Source organism: Microbacterium sp. F01 (genome assembly GCF_056156365.1).
Genome location: NZ_CM149592.1, coordinates 4,117,447 through 4,142,141 on the forward strand (window position 1 = coordinate 4,117,447; position 24,695 = coordinate 4,142,141).

General features: G+C 71.2%; 19 protein-coding genes. 7 read left to right on the plus strand and 12 right to left on the minus strand.

The window, feature by feature from the left end; translation table 11 throughout:
* Positions 1-3: 3 nt before the first annotated feature.
* From ACVN90_RS18850 to ACVN90_RS18870, 5 genes are all read right to left on the minus strand, one after another.
* Positions 4-852 (minus strand): uroporphyrinogen-III synthase, encoded by an 849-nt coding sequence (locus ACVN90_RS18850; RefSeq protein WP_475099731.1) that lies wholly within the window; start codon positions 850-852, stop codon positions 4-6.
* A 187-nt stretch (positions 853-1,039) separates the two neighbouring features.
* The gene (locus ACVN90_RS18855) at positions 1,040-1,339 is read right to left on the minus strand and encodes a hypothetical protein (protein WP_475099732.1); all 300 of its coding nucleotides are present in this window, start codon (positions 1,337-1,339) and stop codon (positions 1,040-1,042) included.
* The gene (locus ACVN90_RS18860) at positions 1,329-1,730 is read right to left on the minus strand and encodes a phage holin family protein (protein ID WP_116196957.1); all 402 of its coding nucleotides are present in this window, start codon (positions 1,728-1,730) and stop codon (positions 1,329-1,331) included. Before ACVN90_RS18860 ends, ACVN90_RS18855 begins: the two co-directional genes overlap by 11 nt.
* 4 nt (positions 1,731-1,734) lie before the next feature.
* Positions 1,735-2,124, minus strand: a complete 390-nt coding sequence (locus ACVN90_RS18865) for a hypothetical protein (protein WP_475099733.1) — start codon at positions 2,122-2,124, stop codon at positions 1,735-1,737.
* A gap of 98 nt (positions 2,125-2,222) precedes the next feature.
* Positions 2,223-3,716: a protoporphyrinogen/coproporphyrinogen oxidase gene (locus ACVN90_RS18870; RefSeq protein ID WP_475099734.1), complete on the minus strand. Its 1,494-nt coding sequence runs from the start codon at positions 3,714-3,716 to the stop codon at positions 2,223-2,225.
* Positions 3,717-3,768: 52 nt separating this feature from the next.
* On the opposite strand from ACVN90_RS18870, the gene ACVN90_RS18875 reads away from it, so the two are divergent.
* From ACVN90_RS18875 to ACVN90_RS18890, 4 genes are all read left to right on the plus strand, one after another.
* Complete coding sequence (locus tag ACVN90_RS18875; RefSeq protein WP_475099735.1) at positions 3,769-4,353, plus strand: HhH-GPD-type base excision DNA repair protein; 585 nt, start codon at positions 3,769-3,771, stop codon at positions 4,351-4,353.
* Positions 4,354-4,368: 15 nt separating this feature from the next.
* Entirely contained in the window at positions 4,369-4,791 is a 423-nt protein-coding gene (locus tag ACVN90_RS18880; RefSeq protein WP_475099736.1) for a DUF1801 domain-containing protein, read from the plus strand.
* A gap of 168 nt (positions 4,792-4,959) precedes the next feature.
* Complete coding sequence (locus tag ACVN90_RS18885; protein ID WP_475099737.1) at positions 4,960-5,427, plus strand: NfeD family protein; 468 nt, start codon at positions 4,960-4,962, stop codon at positions 5,425-5,427.
* A 61-nt stretch (positions 5,428-5,488) separates the two neighbouring features.
* Complete coding sequence (locus ACVN90_RS18890) at positions 5,489-7,009, plus strand: flotillin family protein (protein ID WP_475099738.1); 1,521 nt, start codon at positions 5,489-5,491, stop codon at positions 7,007-7,009.
* 66 nt (positions 7,010-7,075) lie between these two features.
* Here ACVN90_RS18890 and ACVN90_RS18895 read toward each other — a convergent pair whose 3' ends face one another.
* On the minus strand, positions 7,076-7,918 hold the full coding sequence (locus tag ACVN90_RS18895) for an SDR family NAD(P)-dependent oxidoreductase (protein ID WP_475099739.1): 843 nt from the start codon (positions 7,916-7,918) through the stop codon (positions 7,076-7,078).
* Positions 7,919-7,980: 62 nt separating this feature from the next.
* On the opposite strand from ACVN90_RS18895, the gene ACVN90_RS18900 reads away from it, so the two are divergent.
* Positions 7,981-8,592 (plus strand): TetR/AcrR family transcriptional regulator, encoded by a 612-nt coding sequence (locus ACVN90_RS18900; protein ID WP_475099740.1) that lies wholly within the window; start codon positions 7,981-7,983, stop codon positions 8,590-8,592.
* Between the two features lie 210 nt (positions 8,593-8,802).
* Here ACVN90_RS18900 and ACVN90_RS18905 read toward each other — a convergent pair whose 3' ends face one another.
* A complete protein-coding gene (locus ACVN90_RS18905) occupies positions 8,803-10,188 on the minus strand; it encodes a glycine--tRNA ligase (RefSeq protein ID WP_475099741.1) in 1,386 nt (461 codons plus the stop codon).
* A gap of 184 nt (positions 10,189-10,372) precedes the next feature.
* On the opposite strand from ACVN90_RS18905, the gene ACVN90_RS18910 reads away from it, so the two are divergent.
* Positions 10,373-11,449: a class I SAM-dependent methyltransferase gene (locus tag ACVN90_RS18910; protein ID WP_475099742.1), complete on the plus strand. Its 1,077-nt coding sequence runs from the start codon at positions 10,373-10,375 to the stop codon at positions 11,447-11,449.
* Here the strand turns inward: ACVN90_RS18910 and ACVN90_RS18915 are convergent.
* From ACVN90_RS18915 to ACVN90_RS18925, 3 genes are all read right to left on the minus strand, one after another.
* A complete protein-coding gene (locus ACVN90_RS18915; RefSeq protein WP_475099743.1) occupies positions 11,431-12,480 on the minus strand; it encodes a hypothetical protein in 1,050 nt (349 codons plus the stop codon). The two genes, ACVN90_RS18910 and ACVN90_RS18915, sit on opposite strands and share 19 nt — an antisense overlap.
* A gap of 11 nt (positions 12,481-12,491) precedes the next feature.
* The gene (locus tag ACVN90_RS18920) at positions 12,492-14,351 is read right to left on the minus strand and encodes a vWA domain-containing protein (protein WP_475099744.1); all 1,860 of its coding nucleotides are present in this window, start codon (positions 14,349-14,351) and stop codon (positions 12,492-12,494) included.
* 62 nt (positions 14,352-14,413) lie between these two features.
* On the minus strand, positions 14,414-15,754 hold the full coding sequence (locus tag ACVN90_RS18925; RefSeq protein ID WP_475099745.1) for an alpha-hydroxy-acid oxidizing protein: 1,341 nt from the start codon (positions 15,752-15,754) through the stop codon (positions 14,414-14,416).
* A gap of 369 nt (positions 15,755-16,123) precedes the next feature.
* Between ACVN90_RS18925 and ACVN90_RS18930 the strand changes: the two genes are divergently transcribed.
* Positions 16,124-22,423 (plus strand): rhamnogalacturonan lyase family protein, encoded by a 6,300-nt coding sequence (locus ACVN90_RS18930; protein WP_475099746.1) that lies wholly within the window; start codon positions 16,124-16,126, stop codon positions 22,421-22,423.
* A gap of 107 nt (positions 22,424-22,530) precedes the next feature.
* Here ACVN90_RS18930 and ACVN90_RS18935 read toward each other — a convergent pair whose 3' ends face one another.
* Both ACVN90_RS18935 and menC read right to left on the minus strand, forming a co-directional pair.
* Positions 22,531-23,475 carry a hypothetical protein gene (locus ACVN90_RS18935; RefSeq protein ID WP_475099747.1) on the minus strand — a complete coding sequence of 315 codons (945 nt, stop codon included), beginning with the start codon at positions 23,473-23,475 and terminating at the stop codon, positions 22,531-22,533.
* Positions 23,476-23,534: 59 nt separating this feature from the next.
* Complete coding sequence (gene menC / locus ACVN90_RS18940) at positions 23,535-24,668, minus strand: o-succinylbenzoate synthase (RefSeq protein ID WP_475099748.1); 1,134 nt, start codon at positions 24,666-24,668, stop codon at positions 23,535-23,537.
* Between the last annotated feature and the right edge of the window lie 27 nt (positions 24,669-24,695).

Sequence of the window (24,695 nt, forward strand, 5' to 3'; positions counted from 1 at the left end):
GCGTCAGTTCCGGGTGTCGATGCCGCCGAGACGCGGGATCATGCCGGTCTTGGGGGCGAACTCGTCGGCCGCGTGCGGGAGGGAGAACTTACCGACGGCGTCGATGAGGGCGTCGACGGTCTGCGCGTCGGCGATCACGTCCACGTCGAGGCCGGCGCGGCGCGCGTCCTTCGCGGTGCGAGGGCCGATCGCGGCGATGAGGGTGGTGTCGGGGATCACGGGGAACTGCTCGTGCACCTGCTGCGCGACCGAGCCGCTCGTCACGAGGATCGCGTTGATGCGGCCGGACTGCACGTCTTCGGCGATGCGCTCGGTGACGGGAACCCCGACCGTGCGGTAAGCGACGACGCTGCGGACGCGGTGCCCGGCCTCGGTGAGCATGCGGGTGAGGACCGGCTTCGCGATCTCGCTGCGGAGGGTGAGGATGTCGCGGGCCTCGGGCTCGAGGGCGATCAGCTGCTCCGCCATGCCGGCCGCGGAGTTGTCGCGCTCGGGGACGAGGTCGACGCGGTAGCCGACGGCGAGGAGCGCGGCCGCCGTCGTCTCGCCCACGGCGGCCACCTTCGTCGCCGCCGGGACGACCGCGCGGTAGGCGTACAGGACGTCGACGGTGGTGGCGCTGGTGACCGTGAGCCACTCGAACTTGCCGGCGGCGAGATCGGCGAGCGCCTGGTCGAGCGACGCCTGGTCGTTCGTGGGGGCGAAGTTGATGAGCGGGGCGATCACGGGGATCGCACCTTGACGGCGGAGAGTCGCCGCGACACCGTCGCCCCAGGGGCCGCCGCGAGGCACGAGGACGCGCCAGCCGGTCAGGGGTTTGACGGACTGGTGCTGTGCTGCGGCGGTGTTCATAGGGGGGTCGACTCTCGATGATGCTCAGTCGGCCGCCCAAAGAAGATCGAGGCAGCCGATGCGCGATTCGAATCGGGTTCGCGCGATCGGCAGCTAACGCATCATTGCACTGCCTTGCCTCCCGAGCATACCCCCGATCGCCCGAGGCGTTGCCTCGGTGCTGTGGAGAGCGGGAATCCGCGCGGGATCAGCGCGTATAGAGGCGGACGAAGCCCCAGACCGCCGCGCCGATCGCGGCGGCGCCGGCGATGACCGCGACGGCGGTGAGCGCAGGGTTGCGGCGATTGAATGCGCGGGCCTGCTCGATCCGCTCATCCAGGGCGCGTTCGACCCGGCGAGGGACGTTCGCCTTCTCCTCGATGGCGGCGAGCGCCGCCTTGAGCTCGGTCCGCGCCTGCTCGACGGGGTCGCCGATCCCGAGGGGCACAGCGGTGCGAGGCAGCGCGACGGAGTTCTTCGACAGCGGCACGGGCGCGTCAGAGCTCATCGCGCACCTCCTTCACGTCCAGGGCGATCGATTGGACCGGATTGCGGCGCTCGCCGATCCGGCGGAAGTACAGGACGCCGATGATCGCGAAGACCGCCGTGACGATCAGCATCGCGAAGAACACGACCAGGGCCGACAGCCACACGGGCCACCACGACGACAGCCCCGCGATCACGAACGTGCCGAACACCGGGACCGACCAGAACAGCACGAACAGCGCGGCGAAGACCCACAGGGCTCCCCAGCCGCCGTCCTTCGCGGTCTTGGCGAGCCAGGCCTTCGCGGCGTCGATCTCCGCGATGACGAGGTTGCGGACCAGCTCCGGGATCTCGCCCAGCAGGGTGAGCAGGCTGTCGTCCGCGCGGTCACGGAAGCCGCGGGGGGTGGTCATCACGTCAGGCCCCGCCGCGCCCGTTCTCGGACGCGTCGTCGATGGCGTCGTCGACAGCGTCCTTCACGGCCTTGGCGGAGGTCTGCGCCGCCTTGCCCACGTCGTCGGCAGAGTCCTTGCCGACCTTGATGGCCGCGTCGAGCTTCTGGCCGGCGGTGCCCTTCGAGCCGGCGGCCTGCGTGACCTTCACAGCCGACTCCCACAGCGTCGACGGCAGCGCCATGGCCTGGGACTTCGCGAAGTCCTTCACCTTGCCGACCTGAGTCTGCACGGGCTCGGTGTTCCACACCTTCAGCCATTGCGTCTTGATCTGCTCGTAGCGCTCACGACCCGCGCGCGTACCGAGCACATACCCGATCGCGAGTCCGATGACGAGTCCTGCCTTGCCCTTCATGAGGTCTCCTCACGCTCGGTGTGACCTGACGACCTTCCCAGGGTAGCCCTGTATGCCGATTCCGGCATCCACCCTTGACAGAGCCCGCAATGGGAGGTTCACTCCGCCGCCGCGGCACCCCACAGCGCCTTGTGACGCAGTCGATCCGCCTCTTCCTGCGCGTCCGCCACGACCTGCGCGAGACCGCTTCCCGACAGCCACGCGCCGACGGCGGCCAGCCCCGGAGCGCGGGCGATCGCGTTGCGCGCGGCGTCGGTGCGCTCGCGCCGGCCCAGCATCGAGGCGGGGGGCACGAGCGTGTACTCGTCGCGGTGCGCGCCGGCGATCCGGCCTTCGTCGAGCTCGACACCGAGGAGGACGGATGCCTCGGCCACCGCCATCACCGCGGCATCGGCGTCGGACAGTCCCGTTGTCGCCGGTTCGGCCGCGGGGGCGCCGAAGGCGACGCGCAGGACGTGGCGTCCCGGGCCGGCCTCCCGCGCGAGCCACTCCCACCGGGCGGTCTCGTGCACGAGGCCGGTGGCGCGCAGCGCGCCGGGGACGGCGTGGACGTGGACGCCGCGCGGCGCCGCGTCGAGTTCGGGGGCGTCGACCACGAGCGTCACGACGTCGCGGGCGATGCCCGCCAGCGGAACGTCTGCGAAGTGCGGCGTGCCCAGGGCGCCCGCGAGGAGCGTGCGGGCGGAGCCTTCCTCGGTCGCGACGATCACCGCATCGGCGCGAATGCTCTCGGGCGCGGCTGCCGTGCCCTCAGGCGCGATCGTCGCGAGCTCCACCGTCCACAGCCGGTCGCTGCGAACGAGGCCCGTCGCCAGCGCACCGGTGTGGATCGTGACCTCGCGCTCGGCGAGCCTGTCGGCGAGCGCGGCCGTGAGCTGCGGCATCCCACCGTCCAGTCCCTCGATCGAGGAACCGGGTGCGTCGACGCGCACGTCGGCGACCGCGCCGCCCAGCCACCCGGTGCGGGTGAGGGCGTTGCTGAGTCCCGGAGCGGCAATCTCGACGTCGACGTCGACGGGGTCGAGGCCGAAGCGGTCGATGGTGAGCGGTGCCACCAGGCGATCCAGCACCTTGTCGCCCATGCGGCCGTGCACGAGGCGGCCGAGGCTGCGCTGGGCGCCGATCGTAAGCGGCGGACGGAGGCGGTCGACGTACGCGCGCCACGTGCCGCCCCAGCCGATGATCCGGCGGACGCTCTCGTCCCAGGGGTTCGCGGGGATGCCCAGCACCTGCTCGGCGGGCAGCGGCGCCGCGGCACCCTTCGGCAGCCCGGCGATCCACTCGCGGTCATCGCGCGGGCGCACGATCACGGGATCCGGCAGCACTTCGTCGACGAGGGCGCGCACCGCGCCGCCCCGCGTGGACCAGCAGGTGACGCCGGTCTCGAGGTCGAGTCCCGCGATGCGGGCGGTCCCGATGGTGCCGCCGAGGCGGTCGGACGCCTCGACCAGCGTCACCGCCATACCGACCTTCGCGCACTCCCAGGCCGCGACGAGCCCGGCGATGCCGCCCCCGATCACGACCACGCGCGTCTGGCGGGCGTGGTCGACGAGTTCCTGGAACGGCTCCGTGGGGACGGTCACGGCACCCATCCTCCCATCCGCGGACTGCGCCGGCCGGGGTCGCCGGTGGGAGACTGGGCCCATGAGCCTCCACATCACGGGCGACGATGCCGCCGACCGCCTGCTGACCGACGACCCGCTCGCGCTGCTGATCGGCATGCTGCTGGACCAGCAGGTCGCCATGGAGACGGCGTTCGCGGGGCCGCTCAAGATCTCGGAACGGGCGGGAACGCTGGATGCCGCAGCCCTCGCGAGCTTCGACCCCGAGGCGTTCACCGAACTCTTCAAGGCCACGCCCGCCGTGCACCGGTTCCCCGGATCGATGGCCGCGCGGGTGCAGGCGCTGTGCGCCGCGGTCGAGCAGGACTGGGGCGGCGACGCGTCGGCGATCTGGACGCGCCCCGCGGCGGATTCCGGCGCGGCGCCCGACGGCGCGACAGTGCTGAAGCGCCTCAAGGCGCTGCCGGGGTTCGGCGAGCAGAAGGCGAAGATCTTCCTGGCCCTCCTGGGCAAGCAGTACGGCTTCTCCGGCGCCGGTTGGCGCGAGGCGGCCGGCTCGTACGGTGACGAGGGCTCGTTCCGCAGCGTCGCCGACATCGTCTCGCCGGAGTCGCTGACGAAGGTGCGCGAGCACAAGCGCGCGATGAAGGCCGCCGCCAAAGGCTGACCGGGGAGGACTGCGATGAAGAAGACCGGAGGGGACGTCGACGAGTTCGTCGCCGCCGTGCGGCCCGCGAAGCGGCAGCGCGACGCCGTGACGATGATCGAACTGCTGCGCGAGGTCACGGGCCGGGAGCCCGAGCTCTGGGGCACCATCGTCGGCTTCGGGTCGTGCCACTACCGCTCGGCCGCAGGGAGCGAGGGCGACGCCCCGATCGCGGCGTTCTCCCCGCGACGCGAGTCCACGACCGTCTACACGCTGCGCACCGCCGCGCACGGCGAGCGCCTCGCGAAGCTCGGACCGCATGAGACGGGCGTGAGCTGCCTGTACCTCAAGGATCTGGACCAGGTCGACGCCGGGGTGCTCCGCGAGATCGTCGCCGAGGACTACCGCCGCGTGCTCGCCGGCGAGACCGGCGACACGACCTACACCGTCACGGACTGAACCCTCGAGCGAGCCTCGACGTCGGTCGGCGCGCATTCCCGATGCTTTGCGGCGTCGATCAACCACGCGGATTCTCCACAGGGCGTCACCGGATTGGACACCGGGTCCCAACCGCTGGCTAGGGTGGGAGGACCCGCCCGGCCCGCCCCACTCGCCTGGAGACAGACCATGCTGCCGTTCCTCATCGTCGGAGGCGTCGGCCTCGCCGTGCTGCTGATCTCGCTCATCGTCGGCGACATCTTCGATCACTTCGACATCGGCGACGGCGCCATCTCGGGAACCGCGCTCGGCATCGCGGCGGTCGTGTTCGGGGCGTCCGGCGCCCTCACCACCACGAACGGGCTCGACGCCGTCTGGGCGTACGTGCTCGCCGCCGTCCTGGCGATCGTCGCCTATGTCATCGCCGTGATCCTCGTGAAGCGGATCACGAAGAGCTCCGACGGGGTACCGGCCTCGGCGCTGGGCCTGTCGGGCGTCACGCGCTCCACGGTCTCGCCCGCGGGCGGCGAGGTCAGCCTCGACGGACCCCACGAGGTCGAGCGGCGCCTCGCGTACGCCGACGAGACCATCGCCGAGGGCGCGCGCATCCGCGTCGTCGAGCACTCCGGCACCCGCGTCAAGGTCGTCGCGGAGTAGATCCCCACCGCGGCCCGGTCCGGGAACCCGGGGCCGCGGCATCCAACGAGAAAGGTCGTCCATGACGAACGAACTCATCCAAGTGATCGCCGCCATCGCGCTCGTCGTGGCGGTGCTCGGGCTCATCACGTTCATCGCACGGCGCATCCGCCGGGTGCCCCCGAACGAGGCGCTCGTCATCGTCGGGCGCGGAGCCGGACGCCCGGCACCGGGCGAAACCGGCAGCGGCCAGCGCGTCGTGATCGGCGGCCGCACGTTCGTCTGGCCGATCCTGCAGCAGGGATTCTCGATCTCGCTCGAGCAGCGTCAGATCGGGATCACCGTCGAGGGCGTCGACAAGAACCGCATCAAGATCGCGATCAAGGCGTCGATCAACTTCAAGGTCTCGGGCACGGAAGACGGGGTGCGCCGTGCAGCCCAGCGCTTCCTCTCGCAGCAGGACCTGCTGACGGAGATCATCAAGGAGTCGCTCGAGGGGTCGCTCCGCTCGATCGTCGGTGACATGACCATCGAGCAGATCATCTCCGACCGCAAGAGTCTCTCCGACCGCGTCGTCGCCGAGACCAAGGCCGACCTCGTCGAGCAGGGCCTGCAGGTCGACCTCCTCAACATCAGCGACATCTCGACGCCCGGAAGCGATTACCTCGCGAACCTCGGCCGCGCCGAGGCGGCCCGTGCCCGCCAGGTCGCAGAGATCAGCGAGGCCGAGGCGTCGCGCGCGAGCGAGTTCGCGCGCATCGAGGCGTCCGAGCAGATCGCCGAGCGCCAGAAGGCCCTCGCCCTCAAGCAGGCCACGATCAAGGCCGAGACCGACCGCGCGAACGCCGAGGCCGAGGCATCCGGCCAGCTCGCGACCGCCGAGCAGGACAAGCTCGTCGCCATGCAGGAGCGCGAAGCGCTCACCGAGCAGGCGCTCGTGACCCAAGAGCGTCTCGACATCGAGATCCGCAAGCCCGCCGAGGCCGAGGCGTACGCCGAGGTGCAGCGCGCGACCGCGCTCCGCGACGCGGCCAACGCCGCGACCGAGGCCGACGCGTTCAAGCGCACCAAGATCGCCGAGGCGAACAAGGTCGCCGCCGTGCAGGACGCAGAGGCGTCGGCCGCCGCCGTGCGCTTCGCCGGTGAGGCCGAGCGCGACAAGCAGGTCGCGCTGGCCGCCGGTATCAAGGCGGAGGGTGAGGCGCGGGCATCGGCGATCCAGGCCGAGGGTCTCGCCGAGGCCGCGTCGACCGACGCCAAGGCCCTCGCGCTCCAGAAGTACGGCGAGGCCGCGCTCGCGCAGGAGATCATCTCGCGTCTGCCCGAGATCGTGCGTGCCGCGGCCGAGCCGATCGCCTCGATCGACAAGCTCACGGTCGTGTCGACCGACGGCGCGTCCGAGATGACGAAGACCGTCGGCCGGGTGCTCGGCGAGGGCACCGAGGTCGTGAAGGGCCTCACCGGCCTCGACCTCACCACGCTGCTGCAGGCCTTCGCGCTGAAGACTGCGGGTGCGGATGCCCTGGCCGCCGCCGACGGCGCGGCCACCGCCGCGAAGAACGCCGCGAAGGATGCCGCCGCCGCGCTCGGCAAGGCCGGCTGACATCCCTCCCGAAGCGCCCGGTCCTTCGCGGGGCCGGGCGCTTCGCCGTTCCGAGGGCGCGGCGGATCAGCCCCGAGAACGGCGATCCGCACCCCGCGAATCAGGACGGATGCCCCGCCCCGGTGCCCACTTCAGCACGCGGCCGCTCACCGCGAGCGTGAGGCGGCGCGGCATCACCCCGGCCGCCCACGCGCTGAAGGCGTTGGCGCGGCCGGACACCACGCTCGGCGGCACGTGGTCACGATCCAGTCGGCGGAGCGTCAGGTCGACGACCTGCGCCGGCGTCTGGAAGCGCCCGACCGCTGCGTCGGCACCGGTGATGTCGAAGAACTCGGTGCGCGTCGCGCCCGGACTCACCGCGATCACGCCGAGTCCGCTGCCCTTCGTCTCGTACGCGAGGGCCTCGGTGAAGCTCAGCACGAACGCCTTCGTCGCGCCGTAGACGGCCATGTTCGGGCACGGCTGATATGCACCGGTGCTCGCGATCCCGATGAGTGCACCGCGACCGTCGGCGACCATCTCGGGCAGCACCTCGCGCGTGATCGCCACGAGCGCCGCGACATTGACCTGCACCATCTCGCCGATCCGCGCGGCGTCCGCCTCGGCGAATGCGCCCTTCATGCCGAAGCCGGCGTTGTTGACCAGGGTCTGCAGGCGGATTCCCCGCTCGCCGAGCTCCCGCCGAAGCGCGGCCGCAGCATCCGTTCGTGTCAGATCGAGAGGGATGGGCGTCGCCCGCACCCCGTGGTCGCGCGTGAGCCGCTCGGCCAACTCGCGCAGCCGGTCCTCGCGACGGGCGACGAGCACGACGTCGGCACCCCGAGCGGCGAGCTGCGTCGCGTACTCGACGCCGAGTCCGGCGCTCGCACCGGTGATGAGCGCGGTCGTGCCGCGGTAGTCCCTGGTCATGGCAGCCAATGTAGACACTGACAGCATTGTTGTCAATGCCTACATCACACTAAGGTGGAAAGGTGACGGAGCGCACCTATCACCACGGCAACCTGCGGGCCGCGCTGCTCGAGCGGGCGTGGGACGTGGTCGACGCCGAAGGTTCCGACGGCCTCTCGCTCCGGCAGCTTGCACGCGACGTCGGCGTCAGCCACGGGGCATCCGCTCGCCACTTCCGCGACAAGCAGGCCCTCCTCGATGCGCTCGCGATCGAGGGTTTCGAGCGCCTGAACGCCTCGCTGGGCGAAGCGGTGTCGGGCGATGCGGCGTTCGCCGACCGCTTCCGCGCCGCCGGGATCGCCTATGTCAGCTTCGCGGTGCAGCACCCCGCGATCCTGCGCACGATGTACACCGCGAAGCACCACGCGGCCGCCTCCGCTGAGCTCGTCGAGGTGAGCCACGTCGCGATGCCCGCGCTCGTCGCGCTCATCACCGCCGCACAGGACGCCGGCGAGCTGCCCGCGGGTCCCGCCGAAGAGGCCGCCGTGGTCGCCTTCGCGGCGGTGCACGGCGTCGCCACCCTCGCCACGGACGACCTGCTCAACGGCTTCCCCTGGCAGGACGCGACCACCGCGACCATCGCCGCGGTGTGGCGCGGCCTCGTCTCGCCAGGGTCGCCCCAGCGCGCCTCCTGACAGCGCGGTCGGGTCGCGGCATCCGTTCCTCGCTCGCGCTGCCCGAATCGGCATCCGCACCCGCGCCATCCGCTTGCGCTGCAGCAATCGGCATCCGCGCCCGTCGAAAACGCCAGCGCATGCACGAATCGACCGCGCAACGCCCACCGATGCGGCGCAGACGACGGATGCCTCGACCCGGCGAGGTCGAGGCATCCATTGTCGTGCGGGTCAGGCGCCCTTGAGGCGCTCCGCGAGGTAGGCGTGCAGGCCGTCGAGAGGCACACGCTCCTGGCCCATCGTGTCGCGGTCGCGCACGGTGACGGCGCGGTCGTCGAGCGAGTCGAAGTCGACCGTAACGCAGAAGGGCGTGCCGATCTCGTCCTGGCGGCGGTAGCGGCGGCCGATGGCGCCGGCGTCGTCGAAGTCGATGTTCCAGTCGCCGCGCAGCTGCTCCGCGACCTCGCGGGCGATCGGCGACAGCTGCTCGTTGCGCGACAGCGGGAGCACGGCGACCTTGACGGGAGCCAGGCGCGGGTCGAGCTTGAGCACCGTGCGGGTGTCGGTGCCGCCCTTCGCGTTCGGCGCCTCCTCCTCGTGGTACGCGTCGACGAGGAACGCCATCATCGCGCGGGTGAGGCCGAACGAGGGCTCGATGACGTACGGGATGTACTTCTCACCCGAGGCCTGGTCGAAGTAGGTCAGCGACTGGCCGGACGCCTCCGAGTGCGAGCCGAGGTCGTAGTCGGTGCGGTTGGCGACGCCCATGAGCTCGCCCCATTCCTTGCCGGCGAAGCCGAAGCGGTACTCGACGTCGATCGTGCCGTCGGAGTAGTGGGCGCGCTCCTCTTCGGGCACATCGAACCGGCGCATGTTGTCGGGGTCGATGCCGAGGCCGACGAACCAGTCCCAGCACTCGTCGACCCAGTGGTCGAACCACTCCTGCGCCTCGGCGGGCGGCACGAAGTACTCGATCTCCATCTGCTCGAACTCGCGCGTGCGGAAGATGAAGTTTCCGGGCGTGATCTCGTTGCGGAACGCCTTGCCCACCTGGCCGATGCCGAACGGCGGCTTCTTGCGGCTCGCGGTGAGCACGTTCGAGAAGTTGACGAAGATGCCCTGCGCCGTCTCGGGACGGAGGTAGTGCAGGCCCGACTCGTCGTCGACGACACCGAGGTACGTCTTCACCAGGCCCGAGAACGCCTTGGGCTCTGTGTACTGGCCCTTCGTGCCGCAGTTGGGGCAGGGGATGTCGGCGAGGCCGTTCTCAGCCTTGCGGCCCTTGCGCGCCTCGAAGTCCTCGAGGAGGTTGTCGGCGCGGAAGCGCTTGTGGCACTGCAGGCATTCCACGAGCGGGTCGGTGAAGGTCGCGACGTGACCGGATGCCTCCCACACGCGCTTCGGCAGGATGATCGAGGAGTCGAGGCCGACCATGTCGCCGCGGCCGCGCACGAATGTCTGCCACCACTGGCGGCGGATGTTCTCCTTGAGCTCCGTGCCGAGAGGACCGTAGTCCCACGCCGACCGGGATCCGCCGTAGATCTCACCCGCTTGGAACACGAACCCGCGGTGACGGGCGAGGGCGATGACTTTGTCGAGGCGAGACTGCTCGGCCACGGTGGCTCCAATGGTCGGGAGGGGGATGCACGAAGGTGCGAGAAGCCGCTGAACGCGGCATCCGTCAATCTTAGTCGTGCGGCGCCGGGCAGGCCCGGCGAGGGATCCGGGACTCTGGCGCGCGGGCCATGACCGGCCTAACATGTGCGGCATCGAGCGGACGCAGCGATGGGGAGGCTCCGTCATGGACGAGACCGCGACCGAGAAGACCACCGAGCAGAAGGCCGAGGAGTTCGGGGGCCGCGTGTTCGGCCAGCTGCTCGAGGCGATGGAGCTGCTGTCGATCTACCTGGGAGACCGGCTCGGTCTTTACGAGGCGCTCCTGAAGGGACCCGCGACACCGGCCGAGCTGTCGTCGCGCGCCGGCGTCCACGAGCGCTACGCCAGGGAGTGGCTCGAGCAGCAGGCTGTCGCCGGCATCCTCGAGGTCGACGGCGACGCGACCTTCCGTCTGCCGGCCGCGCAGGCCGAGGTCCTCACCGACCCCGCCTCGTTGGCCTACTCCGCACCGCTCGCGAGGCTCTTCGTCTCGGCGGCGGCCCAGATGCCCGCGCTGCTCGAGGCCTACCGCTCGGGCGGCGGCGTGCCATGGGCGCGTTTCGGCGTCGACGCCCGCGATGGTCAGGGCGACGTCAACCGGCCGTGGTTCGAGCAGGCGCTGGCTGGCGCGCTCGCCGCCGTGCCTGCCGTGCACGGCGTCCTCTCGCGACCCGACGCCGGGATTGCCGACGTCGCGTGCGGGCACGGGTGGTCGACCATCGCACTCGCACGGGCCTACCCCGACGCCATCGTCGACGGCTTCGACCTCGACGAGCCGGCGATCGCGTCGGCGCGGGAGCATGCGGCGGGGATCGAGAACGTGACCTTCTCGGAGCTGCGCGGGGAGCAGCTGGCGGAACAGGGCGAGGAGCGCTACGACGCGGCATTCGTCTTCGAGGCGCTGCACGACATGCCCGACCCGATCGGCGTGCTCTCGGCGATCCGCCGCGCACTGCGGCAGGACGGGATCGCCGTCGTGATGGACGAGGCCGTCGCCGAGACGTTCGCCGCGCGCGGCGACGAGGTCGAGCGCGCGATGTACGGGTACAGCCTCCTCATGTGCCTGCCCGACTCGATGTCGACGCCCGGCTCGATCGCCACAGGCACCGTCATGCGACCCGCCACGCTCGAGCGGTACGCGCGGGAGGCGGGCTTCAGCGCCGTCACGGTGCTGCCGATCGAGGGTTTCGCGGCGTTCCGGTTCTACCTGCTCGAGCCCTGAGCGGCACCCGGCCCGCTGTCGTCCTGTGCGCGGTCGAACGCGCGGTCCCACTCCTGCAGCTCCTTGCGCCGGCCGATGAGGCCGTCGAGCGACACCTGGAAGTGGAGGCCGCGGCGCGCGTTGACCTGCTTGATGTTCTCGACGAGCTCGACCCCGAACGACGTGAGCGCGCTCCGCACCTCGCGGATGCGTTCGACGGGGTCGTCCCACAGGTCGGGGTGCTGGAGGATGTCGAGCAGGTAGTCGCGGTCGAGTGCCGCCGTGAGCTTGCGCAGCGTCTCGCCGTACTCGACGGCGGCCGTCGCCCGCTGTCCCTCGTCGCCCTTGCGGTCGAGGCGATCGAAGAGCTCGGTCGTGTTGTTCGCGACGCTTACGATCTCGCTCGCCACTTCGGTGGCATCGCGATTGCCGGATGCCCCGGCCGCCGCGTACTCGCCGCTCAGCGCGCGCAGCCGCCCGACGAGCGGGCGCACGGTGTCGGGAAGCGGTGCGTGGTGACCGGTCGTTCCGCGGCGGCGACGGAGCGACCGCACCATCGTGAAGGCCGCGGCGCCGAGCGCGACCAGCACGGCGACCCCGACCGCGAGGCCGATGGCGAGACCGGCATCGCCGCCGCCCTGTCCGGAGTCGGCAGGGGTCGCGGCCACGACGCCGTCGACGGTCTGCAGGATCGCGCCCTCGAGAGAGTCGGCCGAGTTCTCGGCCTCGTTCGCGATGAGGGTCGCTTCGCCGGTCTCGAGCACGCGGGACCCGGCGGAGAGGTCGTCGCCGACCGCGACGATGATCGTCTGATAGCCGGGCAGCCCGGCGAGCTCCGTCACGATCTCCGGTCCCGTGGCCTCGAGCGCGGCGTTGTCGGAGAACACCGCGACCGCGATCGACTCGTCGGTCACCTGCTGCTCCAGCGTCTGTCGCAGGGCGTCCGCCCCAGACACCTCGTCGGACACGTAGACGTTGTTCTGCGCGAGCGCGTCCACGGCCTCGCCGACGTAGACACCGCCGGTTCCGTCGGTGGCCCAGGTCTGCAGCATCCGTCCGCCGTTCAGAAGTTGTTGATGACGGACGCGAAGACGAGGTCGATCTTCGCCGCGTCGGACGCGTCGAACCACTGGCCGCCGGTCGCCTCGGCGATGCGCTGCAGCGCGCCGGTGTCGGCGCCCTCGCCGTACGCGATCGGGAAGATGCGCACCGGCGCGTCGTCGCCGCCCTCCTTCGAGGCCGCGCCGATCTTCGCGACGAGCGAGTCGAGCGAGATCTCGGAGTCGGTGTCCTGGCCGTCCGACAGCAGCACGATCGCGTTGATGCGACCGGGCTGCGCCCGCGCCACCATCTCGTCGTACGCCGCGGCGATCGCGTCGTACAGCGGAGTGCCGTCGCGGTGGGCGAAGCGCAGGTCGTCGAGGGAGGAGTCGACGGACTCCCGGTCGCTCGCGAGCGGAGACACGTCGCGCAGCACGACGATGTTCTCGCCGGCCTCCGACTCGACGCCGGTCGTGAACGCCCAGACCCCGACCTCGTCCGACGAGCGGAAGTGGCCGAGGGTGGCCTGAGCGCCCTCGATCGCGCCGTCGAGCTTCGAGCGGCCGTCGCCGATCGCCTCATCCATCGAGCCGGAGATGTCGATCACCTCGAGCACCGACGACGGCTTGCGGATCTGCGTCCACTGGTCGATCGCGGCCGACACGACGTCGACGGCCGGCTTCGGCAGCGTGACCGCGGGCCCGGCGGGATCGACGCCGTACTCCGCCGTGAAGAGGTCGCCCAGGGGCACCGAGGCATCCAGCGGACGGAATCCGTAGTCGGGCAGGATCTCCTGCGCCGCATCGGTCTGCAGGAACGCCGCGAACGCCGCGCCGGCGTCGGCCTGCTCAGGCGTGACCCAGTCGGCGCCGAGCACCGTGATCGGATTGTCGGACCACATCGAGCCGCCCGACGGGTACACCGCCACGAGCTTCTCCTTCGGTGGTGTGAGCGCCTCGCCCGGCTGCACCGTGTGCGAGTCGGGGTTGCCCTGGTTGTAGTTGAGCAGCGACGTCTCTTCGAGCGCGACGGCCGAGACATACCCCGAGCCGCCGGCCCCGTTCTGCGTCTCGTCGTAGAGCCGCGTCAGCACCTTGCCCGTGGTGTCGCCGTAGTGGATCACGCACTCCTCGAACACGCGCGAGAACTCGGCAGCGGCGGCCACGTCATCGGCGGTGAGGTCGGCGGACTTGCCGGAGGCCTCGTACGACTGCATCAGGATCGCCGAGAGCCCCGTCGTCGAGGTGTTGGGGTTCGTCTTCGAGATCTTGAACGATCCCCACAGCGGCTTGCCGACGCTCGCCCAGCCGGCGGGGTCCTGGCAGAGCGCCTCGAAGTCGGCGATGCCGATCTCGGCATCGGGCCAGCCCAGCGCCTTCGCCATCGTCTCGGGCACGCCGAAGACGACGGGCGTGTGGGTGAACGACTCGGGCTCGCCGACGAGGGAAGCGGATGCTGCGGCCGCGACCCGATCGGTCCAGACCGTCGACGCGGGCGACCACATCGTGGGCCAGCGACGCGTGTCGTCGTCGGGCCAGTCGCCGCCCGCCGTGAGGAAACGGGTCGCGTCGCCCGACGAGACGTTGATCGGGTGCACCGTCGCGCACTCCGCGAGCTCAGCGTGCTGCGACGAGTCCTTGAAGGCGTCCGCCAGGGCGTCGAGCATGTTGACCTTCTCGGACGAGGTCGCGACGACGACGCTCGTGCAGCCGTCGTCGGCGAAGTCGCCGTCGCCCAGTCCCTCGGTCTCGGGGTCGGCTCCGAAGCATCCGGTCAGCGCGATCGCCGAGGCGATCAGCACCGCCGCACCGGCGAGCGGACGCGGTCGGATCCAGGCGGGGGGCGAGCTGTCGGCGGGCGAGCGCCGGCTTCGTGCGGGCATGGCAGAAGCCTACGGCTCAGCGGTCGGCCCGCACAGACGCCGGGCCCCCTCTCCGCGCAGGATCAGGCGGAGCGCAGCGCGTCGCGCCCCACGTCGGCGATCGCGGTGTGCCCCGACAGCCCCAGCGTGATGTCGAGCTCGGCCAGCACGTTGCGCACCACCTCGCGCACGCCGGCCTCGCCGGCGATGCCGAGGCCGAAGGAGTAGGGGCGCCCGAGCGCGACAGCGGTCGCGCCGAGCGCGAGCGCGATGAACACGTCGGAGCCCTGCCGCACGCCGGAATCGAACACGATCGGCACGCGCCCGGCGACGCGCTCGGCGATCGTCGGCAGCACCTCGAGAGTCGGCACGGACTGGTCGACCTGGCGCCCGCCGTGGTTCGAGATCCAGATGCCGTCGACGCCGGCGTCGAGGGCGCGGATCGCGTCGTCGGGATGGACGATGCCCTTCAGGATGATCGGCAGCGACGTCCACTGCCGCGCCTTCGCGAGGTCGTCCCACGTCAGCGCGGGCGTCGAGAACACGTCGAGGAACGTCTCCACCGCCGCGCGCGGCAGCGGCGAGCGCAGGTTCTCGCGCACGCTGCTCGTGCCCGTGAGCGCCGCGCCCTTGCGTGCGATCCGCACGCCCGCGGCGACCGCCTTCGGGGTCACCTTGACCGGCGGCGGGGCGTCGGCGGCAGCATCCGTCGCTCCCCGTGACCGCTCGCGCACCAGCTGCTGGAACACGGGGTCGCTCGTGTACTGCGCGATGCCCGACGCCCGTGTGAACGGCAGGTACGCCAGGTCGAGATCGCGCGTGCGCCAGCCGAGCAGGTGGGTGTCGAGCGTCACGACGACGGCTTCGCACCCGGATGCCTCGGCCCGGCGCAGCAGCGACGCGTTGAGCTCGTCGGAGGCCGACCAGTAGAGCTGGAACAGCCGCGATCCCTCGGGTGCGGCCGCGGCGACCTCCTCCATCGGGAAGGACGCCTGATTCGACAGCGTGTACGGCACGCCGAGGGAGGCAGCGGCCCGCGCCACCGCGAGGTCGGCGTCGGCGTGGGCCATCTCCATGACCCCGAGCGGGGCGAGCAGGAGCGGCGTGGGACGGCGCACACCCAGGAAGTCGATCGACAGGTCGCGTGACGAGACGTCCCGCAGCGGCCGCGGCCACACCTGCCAGCGACCGAAGGCGGCGCGGTTCGCGGCGACGGTGCGCTCTCCGCCCGCTCCCCCGGCGATGTAGGCGAAGGCCTCGGCGCTCAGCGCCTTGCGCGCCGCGGCCTCGAGGGCGTCGGTGTCGACGGGCACGCGGGGCCTGGTGCCGCTGATGCCGGCGCGGTAGATGTCGGACTGCGTCCGGCGCGAGATGCCGCGCGACGCGGCGGCGGGGTCGTCGGGGGCGGCGCTTCGCTGAGCCATGCCCGCCAGCCTACGCACGGCATGGTGAGCCCGCCGCCGACGCGGTCCGTATGCGCATCGGCGACGGGGGTAGGGGAAAGCGCTCGCCGGGAACCCTAGAGCACCGTGCGGCGTCGGCGCAAGGTGTGCGGGTCAACTCCTAAAAACGTTTCACGAAGTCCTTGCCACCTGACGCACCGCCGTGCCAGACTGCGAGCGGCCGCGGACGGAATACGCTTTCCGTGCGGTCGACAACAAAATCGGATTGCGAGCCCCATCGCAGTCCACCGGACAGGGCTCGAGTCCGTACGCGCCCGGTTCAGACGACGGATGCCGCGACGCCGCGGTGTGCGCCGTCATCCTTTGCCGATGCTGACAACAGGAGGAACCGTGCCCCACGTGTGGCGACCTGCGGATCACACCCCCACCACCCGCGCACCCCGCCGCGGGCTTCGACTCACCGCGATCGCCGGCGCCACCGCCGTCGTCGCGGCGCTGATCACCGCGACCCCCGCCGCGGCTCTGCTCCCCGCGGCCGACGACGGGGCCTGGCGCTTCGACTTCGGCACCGCGACGAGCGCCGTCGCCGAGGGCTGGCAGCAGGTCCGGACGACCTCGATCTACACCGCCGAGACCGGCTGGGGCATCACCCTGCCCGAGGGCGCAACCCTCTTCGACCGCGACCGCAGCACCGACGGGTCGCCCGCCGGGGCGATGGAGGACGACTTCGTCGCCGGCCTGAACTGGGGCTTCAACCTCGACGGCGTGCCCGAGGGCGACTACGAGGTGACCGTGACCATCGGCGACGGCCTGAGCTCGGCATCCGGCACCAACGCCACCGTGACCCTCGAAGGCGTCGCGCAGACGCGCCTGACCTCGGCCCGCGGGATCAACACGACCGCGACCTTCACGACCACCGTCACCGACGGCCAGCTCACCGTCGGGTTCACCGGCTCGGGCCTGGGCGCGTACGTCAACGGCCTGGTCGTCGCACCGATCGTGCCCGACGCCCCGGCCGACCTCGCCGCGACTCGCGTCGCGTGGAACGGCGTCGACCTCACGTGGGCCGCCGTCGAGGGCGCCGCGAAGTACCAGGTGCTCCGCGCCGACGTCCAGAGCGACGCCACGGGTGAATTCGGGCAGATCGCCGAGACGACCGACCCCGCGTACACCGACGCGTCGGTCGCCGAGGGCGGCTCGTACGCCTACGCTGTCGTCGCCGTGAACGACGACGGCGTCGCCTCGGCGCCGTCCGCCGAGGTGCGTTCCGGGGTCATCCCCGAGCTTGTCGCCCCTGCGGCGCCGGGTGACCTCGCGGTGGCGCAGGTCACGCGCGACGCGGTCGTGCTGTCGTGGTCGGCGGTCGCGAACGGCGACGAGTACGTCGTCGAGCGCGCCGGCGCCGACGGCGTCTTCTCCGTGCTCGCGACCCTCGCGACCCCCGGATACACGGATGCTGCCGACACGGCGCAGCAGTGGACCTATCGGGTCTCCGCGCGCAACCAGGCGGGTGCTTCGCCGGCCTCGGCCTCGGTCACCTCGACCGTCTACACGGCCCCGGCCCCGCTTCCCGCCGGCGACGTTGTGACGTTCGACTTCGGCCCGGGCCAGGTGGCCGACGGCGCCCTCTCGGTGACGTCGGCGACGGCGTACAACCCGGAGTGGGGCTACGGCTTCTCGACAGCGCCCACCTCGGCCGCGCCCGACGTCGACCGCGGCGGCTCCGACGCGCTGCGGGGCGACTTCGTCGCCGCGGCCGGCTCGACCTTCGAGGTCGACCTCGGCGCCGGCGACTACTCCGTGCGCCTGGTCTCGGGCGACGCCGAGACGGCGACCACGACCACGGTGACGGCCGAGAGCATCGCGAAGGTGCTGGCGAACCCGCAGGCCGCGGGCGCGTTCCTCGACATGTCGTTCACGATCGCCCTCGTCGACGGCACCCTGACCCTGCAGTTCGCGGGCGACGCCCCCGTCGTCAACGCACTGACGATCACGCGCCTGCCGGCGCGCGTCGCCGGGGCCATCTCGACGGCGTTCATCACCGGCGACTCGACGGTGCAGACCTACGACCCCATCGCCTACGCACCGCAGGCCGGTTGGGGCCAGATGATCGACCGGTTCTTCGCCGACGACATCGCCTTCGCCAACCACGCGATCGGCGGCCGCTCATCGAAGAACTTCATCACGCAGGGCCGTCTCGACGAGGTGCTGCGCAGCATCCGTCCCGGCGATTACCTCTTCGTGCAGTTCGGGCACAACGACGCGACCCAGGGCGTCGACGACCGCTACGCGAGCCCCGCGGACTACAAGGAGTACCTGCGGGTCTACGTCGAGGGCGCGCGCCAGCGCGGCGCGACCCCGATCCTGGTCACGCCCGTCTCGCGGCGCAGCTTCGATGCGGCCACGGGCCTCTTCAACGTGAGCTTCCCCGAGTACGTCGAGAAGATGAAGGAGCTCGCGTCCGAGGAGGACGTGCTGCTCGTCGACCTGTCGGCGTCCAGCCGCGCCTACCTGAACGAGATCGGCCCGGAGGCGGCGAAGGCCGTGTTCCTGCACGTCGATCCGGGCATCTTCCCGAACCGTCCCGCCGGCATCGTCGATGACACGCACTTCCAGGAGTACGGCGCGATCCAGCTGGCGCGCCTGATCGCGCAGAACGTCGCCGGGCTCGACACCCCGCTCGCCGCGGAGGTGTCCGACATCGAGCCGCCCGCCGACGTGCCGGCGCCCCCGCAGAACGTCGTGGCCGGTGCGATCAGCAACGGCGGCGCGACGCTGCAGTGGGACGCCTCGCCCACGGCCGACATCTACAAGATCTATCGTCAGGCCGTCGCCGACCCCTCGCCCGAGTGGACGCTCGTCGGCATGGTGACGCAGACGAGCTCGATCGTGCAGGGGCTCACCGAGGGCACCGGCTACCGGTACCGCGTCGTCGCGGTGAACGGCCGCGGCGAGTCCGCGCCGAGCGCCGCCGTGACCTTCACGACGAAGCAGGCGCTGTACAAGTACGACTTCCAGCTCGCGGGCAACCCGCTCATGGCGGGGTACACCGAGGTCAACCCGAACACGGCCTACACGGCCGAACGCGGGTACGGCTTCCTCCACACGCTCGCTGCGAACGCCGGCCGTGACCGCGGCGCCGCAACGGGCTCGAACGACCTCGTCCGCGACTTCGTGCTCCCGGGCGACAGCTCGACCTTCGCCCTGGACGTCCCGAACGGCACGTACTCGGTGAAGACGTACTCGGGCGACTGGATCGGGTCGACCCGCACGAGCTTCCGCATCGAGGGCAAGGAGGCCGGCACCGGCAACGCCGGCACCGGCAGCGTCAACTCGACGCTGCGCGGACCGTACCTGGTGACCGACGGGCAGCTGAACGTCGAGGCGTACGGTGCCGCGGCGGGCACGCGCCTCAACGGCCTGGAGATCACGCCGATCCTGCTCGGACCGGTGGGCCTCGAGGCGATCGACGTGAACGCCGACCCTGCGGCGCCGAGGGTGTCGCTGGCATGGGACGCCGAGCCCGGTCTCACCTGGAACGTCTACCGGAGTTCGCCGTTCGACGCGAAGCCGGTGCTCGTCGCCGCGGTGAGCGAGCCCGCGTTCGTCGACACGACCGCGCGCGTCGGACTCGACTACGCGTACCACGTCACGGCCGTCGACCAGACGAAGCTCGAGTCGGTGCCGTCGGCCACGGTCGAGGTCTCGTTCGTCGATGCCGACGTCACGCCGCCCGCGGCACCGTCGAGTCTGTCGGTGGAGAGCATCGAGAAGCGCTCGGTGGAGTTCTCGTGGGCGCAGCCGCTGGGCTCGCTGTACTACCTGGTGTTCCGCTCCGAGGTGGAGGGCGAGCGCGGCGAACTGGTCGGCGTGGCCGACGCGAGCCGGTACATCGACACCGACGTCCTCACCACGATCGAGTACTTCTACACGGTGGTCGCGGTGAACGCGGGCGGCGCCGGCGCCGCGTCCGAGCAGCTGACGACGGAGGCCGTCACGGTGCTGCAGCGGCAGGCCGAGTACCTCGACCGTGCCCCGGCGGCGGTGGAGACGGATGCCGGCACCCTGGTGTCGTGGCGCATGCTCGGCACCGATCCCGACAGCGTCGCCTTCCACGTCTACCGTGACGGGAAACGGGTCACTTCGACGCCGATCACGGACTCGACGAACTATCTCGACGAGACCGGGGCTGCGGCATCCGTCTACTTCATCACCACCGTGCTGGACGGCGTCGAGACCACCGAGACGGACTCGTTCGGCGTGCAGACCGGTGCGTACCGGTCGGTGCCGCTGGACAAGCCGGCCGACGCGTACAGCAAGGACGGCCAGCCCTACACGTACTCGGCCAACGACACGAGCGTGGGCGACGTGGACGGCGACGGCCAGTACGAGCTGCTCGTGAAGTGGGACCCGTCGAACGCGAAGGACAACTCGCAGGCCGGCTACACCGGCAACGTGTACCTCGACGCCTACCGGCTCGACGGCACGCGGCTGTGGCGCATCGATCTCGGTGTGAACATCCGGGCGGGCGCGCACTACACGCAGTTCCAGGTGTACGACTACGACGGCGACGGGCGTGCCGAGGTCATCATGAAGACCGGTGACGGCACGATCGACGGCGTCGGCCAGCCGATCGGCAATGCCAGCGCCGACCACCGCAACAGCTCGGGCTACGTGCTGACCGGGCCCGAGTACCTCACGGTGTTCAACGGCCTCACCGGCGCCGCGATCGACACGGTGGACTACGTGCCCGCCCGCGGTGACGTCGGAGCGTGGGGCGATGCCTACGGCAACCGGGTCGACCGGTTCCTGGCGGCGACGGCCTACCTCGACGGCGAACACCCCAGCGCGGTCTTCAGTCGCGGGTACTACACCCGCGCGGTGATGGCGGCGTACGACTTCGACGGCTCGCAGCTCACCCAGCGGTGGGTGCTCGACTCGAACGAGGACGGGAACGAGGGCTTCTACGGGATGGGCAACCACAACCTGTCGGTGGCCGACGTGGACGGCGACGCCAAGGACGAGATCGTCTACGGCTCGGCGACGGTCGACGACGACGGGGAGCTGCTGTACTCGACGGGCCTCGGCCACGGCGACGCGATCCACGTGTCGGATCTCGTGCCGTCGAACCCCGGCCTCGAGGTCTTCGCGGCCCACGAGGACATGGGCAACTCCGGCAACCTGGGCGCGACCATGCGCGATGCCCGGACGGGCGACGTGCTCTGGTCGATCCCCGCGGCGAAGGACACCGGGCGTGCGGCCTCGGCCGACATCGACCCGCGCCACGAGGGCGCCGAGGGGTGGGCCATCGGCGGCGACGCCGCATGGAACTCCCCCGTCGGGCAGCTGAAGTCGTCGACGGGCGAGCTCATCGGCGAGAAGATCCCGGCGGCGAACTTCCTCGCGTGGTTCGACGGCGATCCGCTGCGCGAGATCGTCGACCACGACTGGAACGCCACCACGTCGCAGGGTGTGCCGACGATCGCCGAGTGGAACTGGGAGACCGAGTCCGCCGACGTCATCGTGAAGGCCGACGGCGCTCGGTCGAACAACTCGACGAAGGGGACTCCCAACCTGCAGGCGGACCTGTTCGGCGACTGGCGCGAGGAGATCGCGTGGCGCTCGGCCGACTCGAGCGAGCTGCGGATCTACTCGACCACCGACGAGACCGACCTGCGCATCCGCACGCTGATGCACGACCCGGTCTACCGGCTGTCGGTCGCGTGGCAGAACACCGGCTACAACCAGCCGACGCAGACCTCGTTCTTCCTGGGCGAGGGCATGGCGGAGCCGCCGGCACCGCGCATCGCGGTCACCGGTGACCCTTCGGGGGCGACGGATGCTACGGCCCCGGTGCTCTCCGGAGTCCCGGCCGACGGCACCCTGCTGCCGAGCACGGGCACGTTCACGGTGTCGGTGAGCGCGGACGACCCGGAGTCGGGCGTGCGCAACCTCGACATCGCGTTCGACGGCGAGCCCGTCGCGCCGGGCCAGGTCATCGCGCTGGCCGAGCTCGTCGGCCCGCACACCCTGACGGTGAACGCGGTGAACCACGACGGCCTCGTTACGGCCGCGTCGGTGCAGCTGCTGGTGTTCGACGACGAAGGCGCCAAGGCGGCCCCCGGCCGCGGGACGCTGTCGACGAACTCCGGCTGGGAGGACGGCCTGCACGACGGCACGTTCACGGTGTCGATGAACCTCTGGTCGGGGGTCAACGGCGCGGTGTACAAGCTGTACGAGAACGGCACCCTCATCTCGACCAAGCTGCTCGACGCGAACTCGCCGAAGGCGCAGCTGTCGACGGTCGACGTGACCGGCAAACCGAACGGCACCTACTTGTACACCGGCCAGCTGATCAACGCGAAGGGCACCACCGCGACCACCTCGGTGACCGTGAAGGTGAAGGATGCCGCGCCCGCGGCGCCCGTCCTCTCGCATGACAACTGGGACAAGGACGGCAACTACACGGTGACGGCCAACCTGTGGTGGGGCACCAACGCCACCACCTACCGCCTGTTCGAGAACGGCACGGTGATCGACCAGCAGTCCCTCACCGCCGCCTCCCCGAACGCGCAGCAGGCCAGGACCGCCATCGCGGGACGCGCCCCCGGCACGTACACCTACGACGCCGAGTTCGCCAACGCCGCCGGAGCCACCAGTTCCCAGGCGATCACGGTCACGGTGAAGTAGCCCGGGGTCAGGAACCGCGAAAGGGTAGATTTCCGCCGCCCCGGACGTGCGGAACTCTACCCTTTCGCGATTCCAGTGCGTGGGTCGGGAGGCTCGTCGAGACGCGGTCAGCCGCCGAAGCCGCACCAGGCGGCGACCCACGACAGGATCTTGCCGCGCATCTCCTCGCCGACGAACAGTTCGATCTCGCCGGGCTCGCCGTCGACCTCGACGCGCAGCGGGAAGATCGTGCCGCGCTTGTCCTCCTGCACCGCGTGCGGGTCGCACCGGAACGGGACGATCGGGATCTCGACGACGACAGGCGCCGAGTCACCCTCGGAGATCTCGAGGCCGACAGGGTGGAGGTCCTCCTCAGCGGCGTCGGCGAAGTCGATGAGGTTCGTCGGCTCCACCCCGACGACGGTCGCAGCGCCGGCTCCCGTCGGAGCGACCGTGAGCTGCAGCAGGGCCCGCTCGCCGGGCGGGGAGGGCGTGAACCCGGTGAACGTCAGGGTCGCAGCATCCGTCACCCGCTCCAGCCGGCATTCGCGCGCGTGCAGCGGAGCGATGAAGCCGAGCGGGTCGGACGCGGATGCCGTTGCCTCGGTCGACCCGGCGTCGTCGATGACCTCGATCATGACGCGGGGGTCACCGTCGTCACCGACCGCGCAGTCGACCGACGGCAGCTGCACGCGGATGTCGACCGCGCCGCCGGGAGGGACGACGCTCACGCGGTCGGCGACGACCCGGAACGCGGGGCCCTCGAACCGGGCGTCCTGAAGCTGCACGTCGCCGACGCGGAGCGGCTCGTCCGACTCGTTGGTGAGGTGGATCTGCGCCTGCCGCGGTGCCACGTCGGCGCGCAGCTGCCGCACTTCGACCGTCGCACCGGCGGGCAGGGTGCTCGCCGGGGTTTGCGACGGCCCGGCGCGGGGCCCTCCCGGCGCGCAGCCCGAGAGCAGCGCGATCGTCACCACCGACGCGACCGCGACCGCGCCCGCCCTCCCCCGCGCCCGGCGACCACTGGTCGGGGATTCAGGATGAGCGGACCGCACGACGGCGTGTCGCAGCATCCGTCGCACGTTCATCCTGAATTCCGAACGCGCGGCGGCACGACGACGGTCATGGCGGACTACCGAGTGAGGGTCTCGCGCGCGACGGTGAAGTCCTCGAGCGCGACGGGGTCGATGTCGACGCCGAGCCCGTGGCCGATCGGCACGCGCACGTGCCCGTCTTCGAGCACGGCCGGCTCGGTGACGATGTCGCGCGTGTAGAAGCGGCTCGAGGCCGACACGTCGCCGGGCAGCGTGAAGCCGGGAAGCGCCGCAAGCGCCGCGTTGGCTGCGCGGCCGATGCCGGTCTCGAGCATGCCGCCGCACCACACCGGCACGCCGGCCGCGAGGCACCGGTCGTGGATCTTGACCGCCTCGAGGTACCCGCCGATCCGGCCCGCCTTGATGTTGATGACGGATGCCGAGCCCAGCGCGAGCGCGTCGGCCGCCGCCTTGTCGGACACGATCGACTCGTCCAGGCACACCGGCGTGCGCAGGCGCTTGGCGAGCGTGGCGTGGTCGACGAGGTCGTCTTCCTGCAGCGGCTGCTCGATGAGGAGCAGGTCGAAGCGGTCGAGCTCGGCGAGGGTGTCGGCATCCGCCATCGTGAAGGCGGAGTTCGCATCGACCTGCAGGGGGATCGCGCCGAAGGCGTCGCGAACGGCGGCCGTGTCGCCGACGTCGCGACCGGGCTTGATCTTGATCTTGATGCGCACGTAGCCCTCGTCGAGGTAGCCGCGCACGGTCTCGACGAGCGCGGCGGGGTCGCGCTGGATGCCCACCGACACCCCGCTCGGCACGCGGTCGCGCACCGCCCCTGCGTACTCGGCGAAGCTGCGGCCCTCGGCGCGGAGGGCGGCGTCGAGCACGGCGAGCTCGAGTCCGGCCTTGGCCATGCGGTGCCCCTTGAACGGCTCGAGGGTGTGTGCGACCTCCTCCGGCGCGAGGCGCTGCCGGTCGAGGAGCGCCGGCGCGAGGAAGCGGAGCGCGACGTCCCACGCGCCCTGCGTGTACTCGCTCGAGTACAGCGGATCGGCCTGCGTGACGACCTCGCCCCAGCCGTCGCCGTCGGCGGTGAGCGCCCGGACGACGATGACCTCGCGCACCGACTCGGTGCCGAACGACGTGGTGAACGGAGCGACGAGCGGCAGGTGCAGCACGTGCAGCTCGAACCCTTCGAGGGTGACGGATGCTGCCGGCCGGGCGATGGGCATGCGCTCAGCGTACGCCGGGCCGGCGAC

What these genes read in the sequence shown, in the direction of transcription:
- ACVN90_RS18910 (WP_475099742.1), top strand. Translation starts at nt 10,373, where the DNA reads ATGGACGAGACCGCGACCGAGAAGACCACCGAGCAGAAGGCCGAGGAG.
- ACVN90_RS18855 (WP_475099732.1), bottom strand. Translation starts at nt 1,339, where the DNA reads ATGAGCTCTGACGCGCCCGTGCCGCTGTCGAAGAACTCCGTCGCGCTG.
- ACVN90_RS18895 (WP_475099739.1), bottom strand. Translation starts at nt 7,918, where the DNA reads ATGACCAGGGACTACCGCGGCACGACCGCGCTCATCACCGGTGCGAGC.
- menC (WP_475099748.1), bottom strand. Translation starts at nt 24,668, where the DNA reads ATGCCCATCGCCCGGCCGGCAGCATCCGTCACCCTCGAAGGGTTCGAG.
- ACVN90_RS18865 (WP_475099733.1), bottom strand. Translation starts at nt 2,124, where the DNA reads ATGAAGGGCAAGGCAGGACTCGTCATCGGACTCGCGATCGGGTATGTG.
- ACVN90_RS18890 (WP_475099738.1), top strand. Translation starts at nt 5,489, where the DNA reads ATGACGAACGAACTCATCCAAGTGATCGCCGCCATCGCGCTCGTCGTG.
- ACVN90_RS18915 (WP_475099743.1), bottom strand. Translation starts at nt 12,480, where the DNA reads ATGCTGCAGACCTGGGCCACCGACGGAACCGGCGGTGTCTACGTCGGC.
- ACVN90_RS18920 (WP_475099744.1), bottom strand. Translation starts at nt 14,351, where the DNA reads ATGCCCGCACGAAGCCGGCGCTCGCCCGCCGACAGCTCGCCCCCCGCC.
- ACVN90_RS18885 (WP_475099737.1), top strand. Translation starts at nt 4,960, where the DNA reads ATGCTGCCGTTCCTCATCGTCGGAGGCGTCGGCCTCGCCGTGCTGCTG.
- ACVN90_RS18875 (WP_475099735.1), top strand. Translation starts at nt 3,769, where the DNA reads ATGAGCCTCCACATCACGGGCGACGATGCCGCCGACCGCCTGCTGACC.
- ACVN90_RS18850 (WP_475099731.1), bottom strand. Translation starts at nt 852, where the DNA reads ATGAACACCGCCGCAGCACAGCACCAGTCCGTCAAACCCCTGACCGGC.
- ACVN90_RS18860 (WP_116196957.1), bottom strand. Translation starts at nt 1,730, where the DNA reads ATGACCACCCCCCGCGGCTTCCGTGACCGCGCGGACGACAGCCTGCTC.
- ACVN90_RS18925 (WP_475099745.1), bottom strand. Translation starts at nt 15,754, where the DNA reads ATGGCTCAGCGAAGCGCCGCCCCCGACGACCCCGCCGCCGCGTCGCGC.
- ACVN90_RS18880 (WP_475099736.1), top strand. Translation starts at nt 4,369, where the DNA reads ATGAAGAAGACCGGAGGGGACGTCGACGAGTTCGTCGCCGCCGTGCGG.
- ACVN90_RS18870 (WP_475099734.1), bottom strand. Translation starts at nt 3,716, where the DNA reads ATGGGTGCCGTGACCGTCCCCACGGAGCCGTTCCAGGAACTCGTCGAC.
- ACVN90_RS18935 (WP_475099747.1), bottom strand. Translation starts at nt 23,475, where the DNA reads ATGCTGCGACACGCCGTCGTGCGGTCCGCTCATCCTGAATCCCCGACC.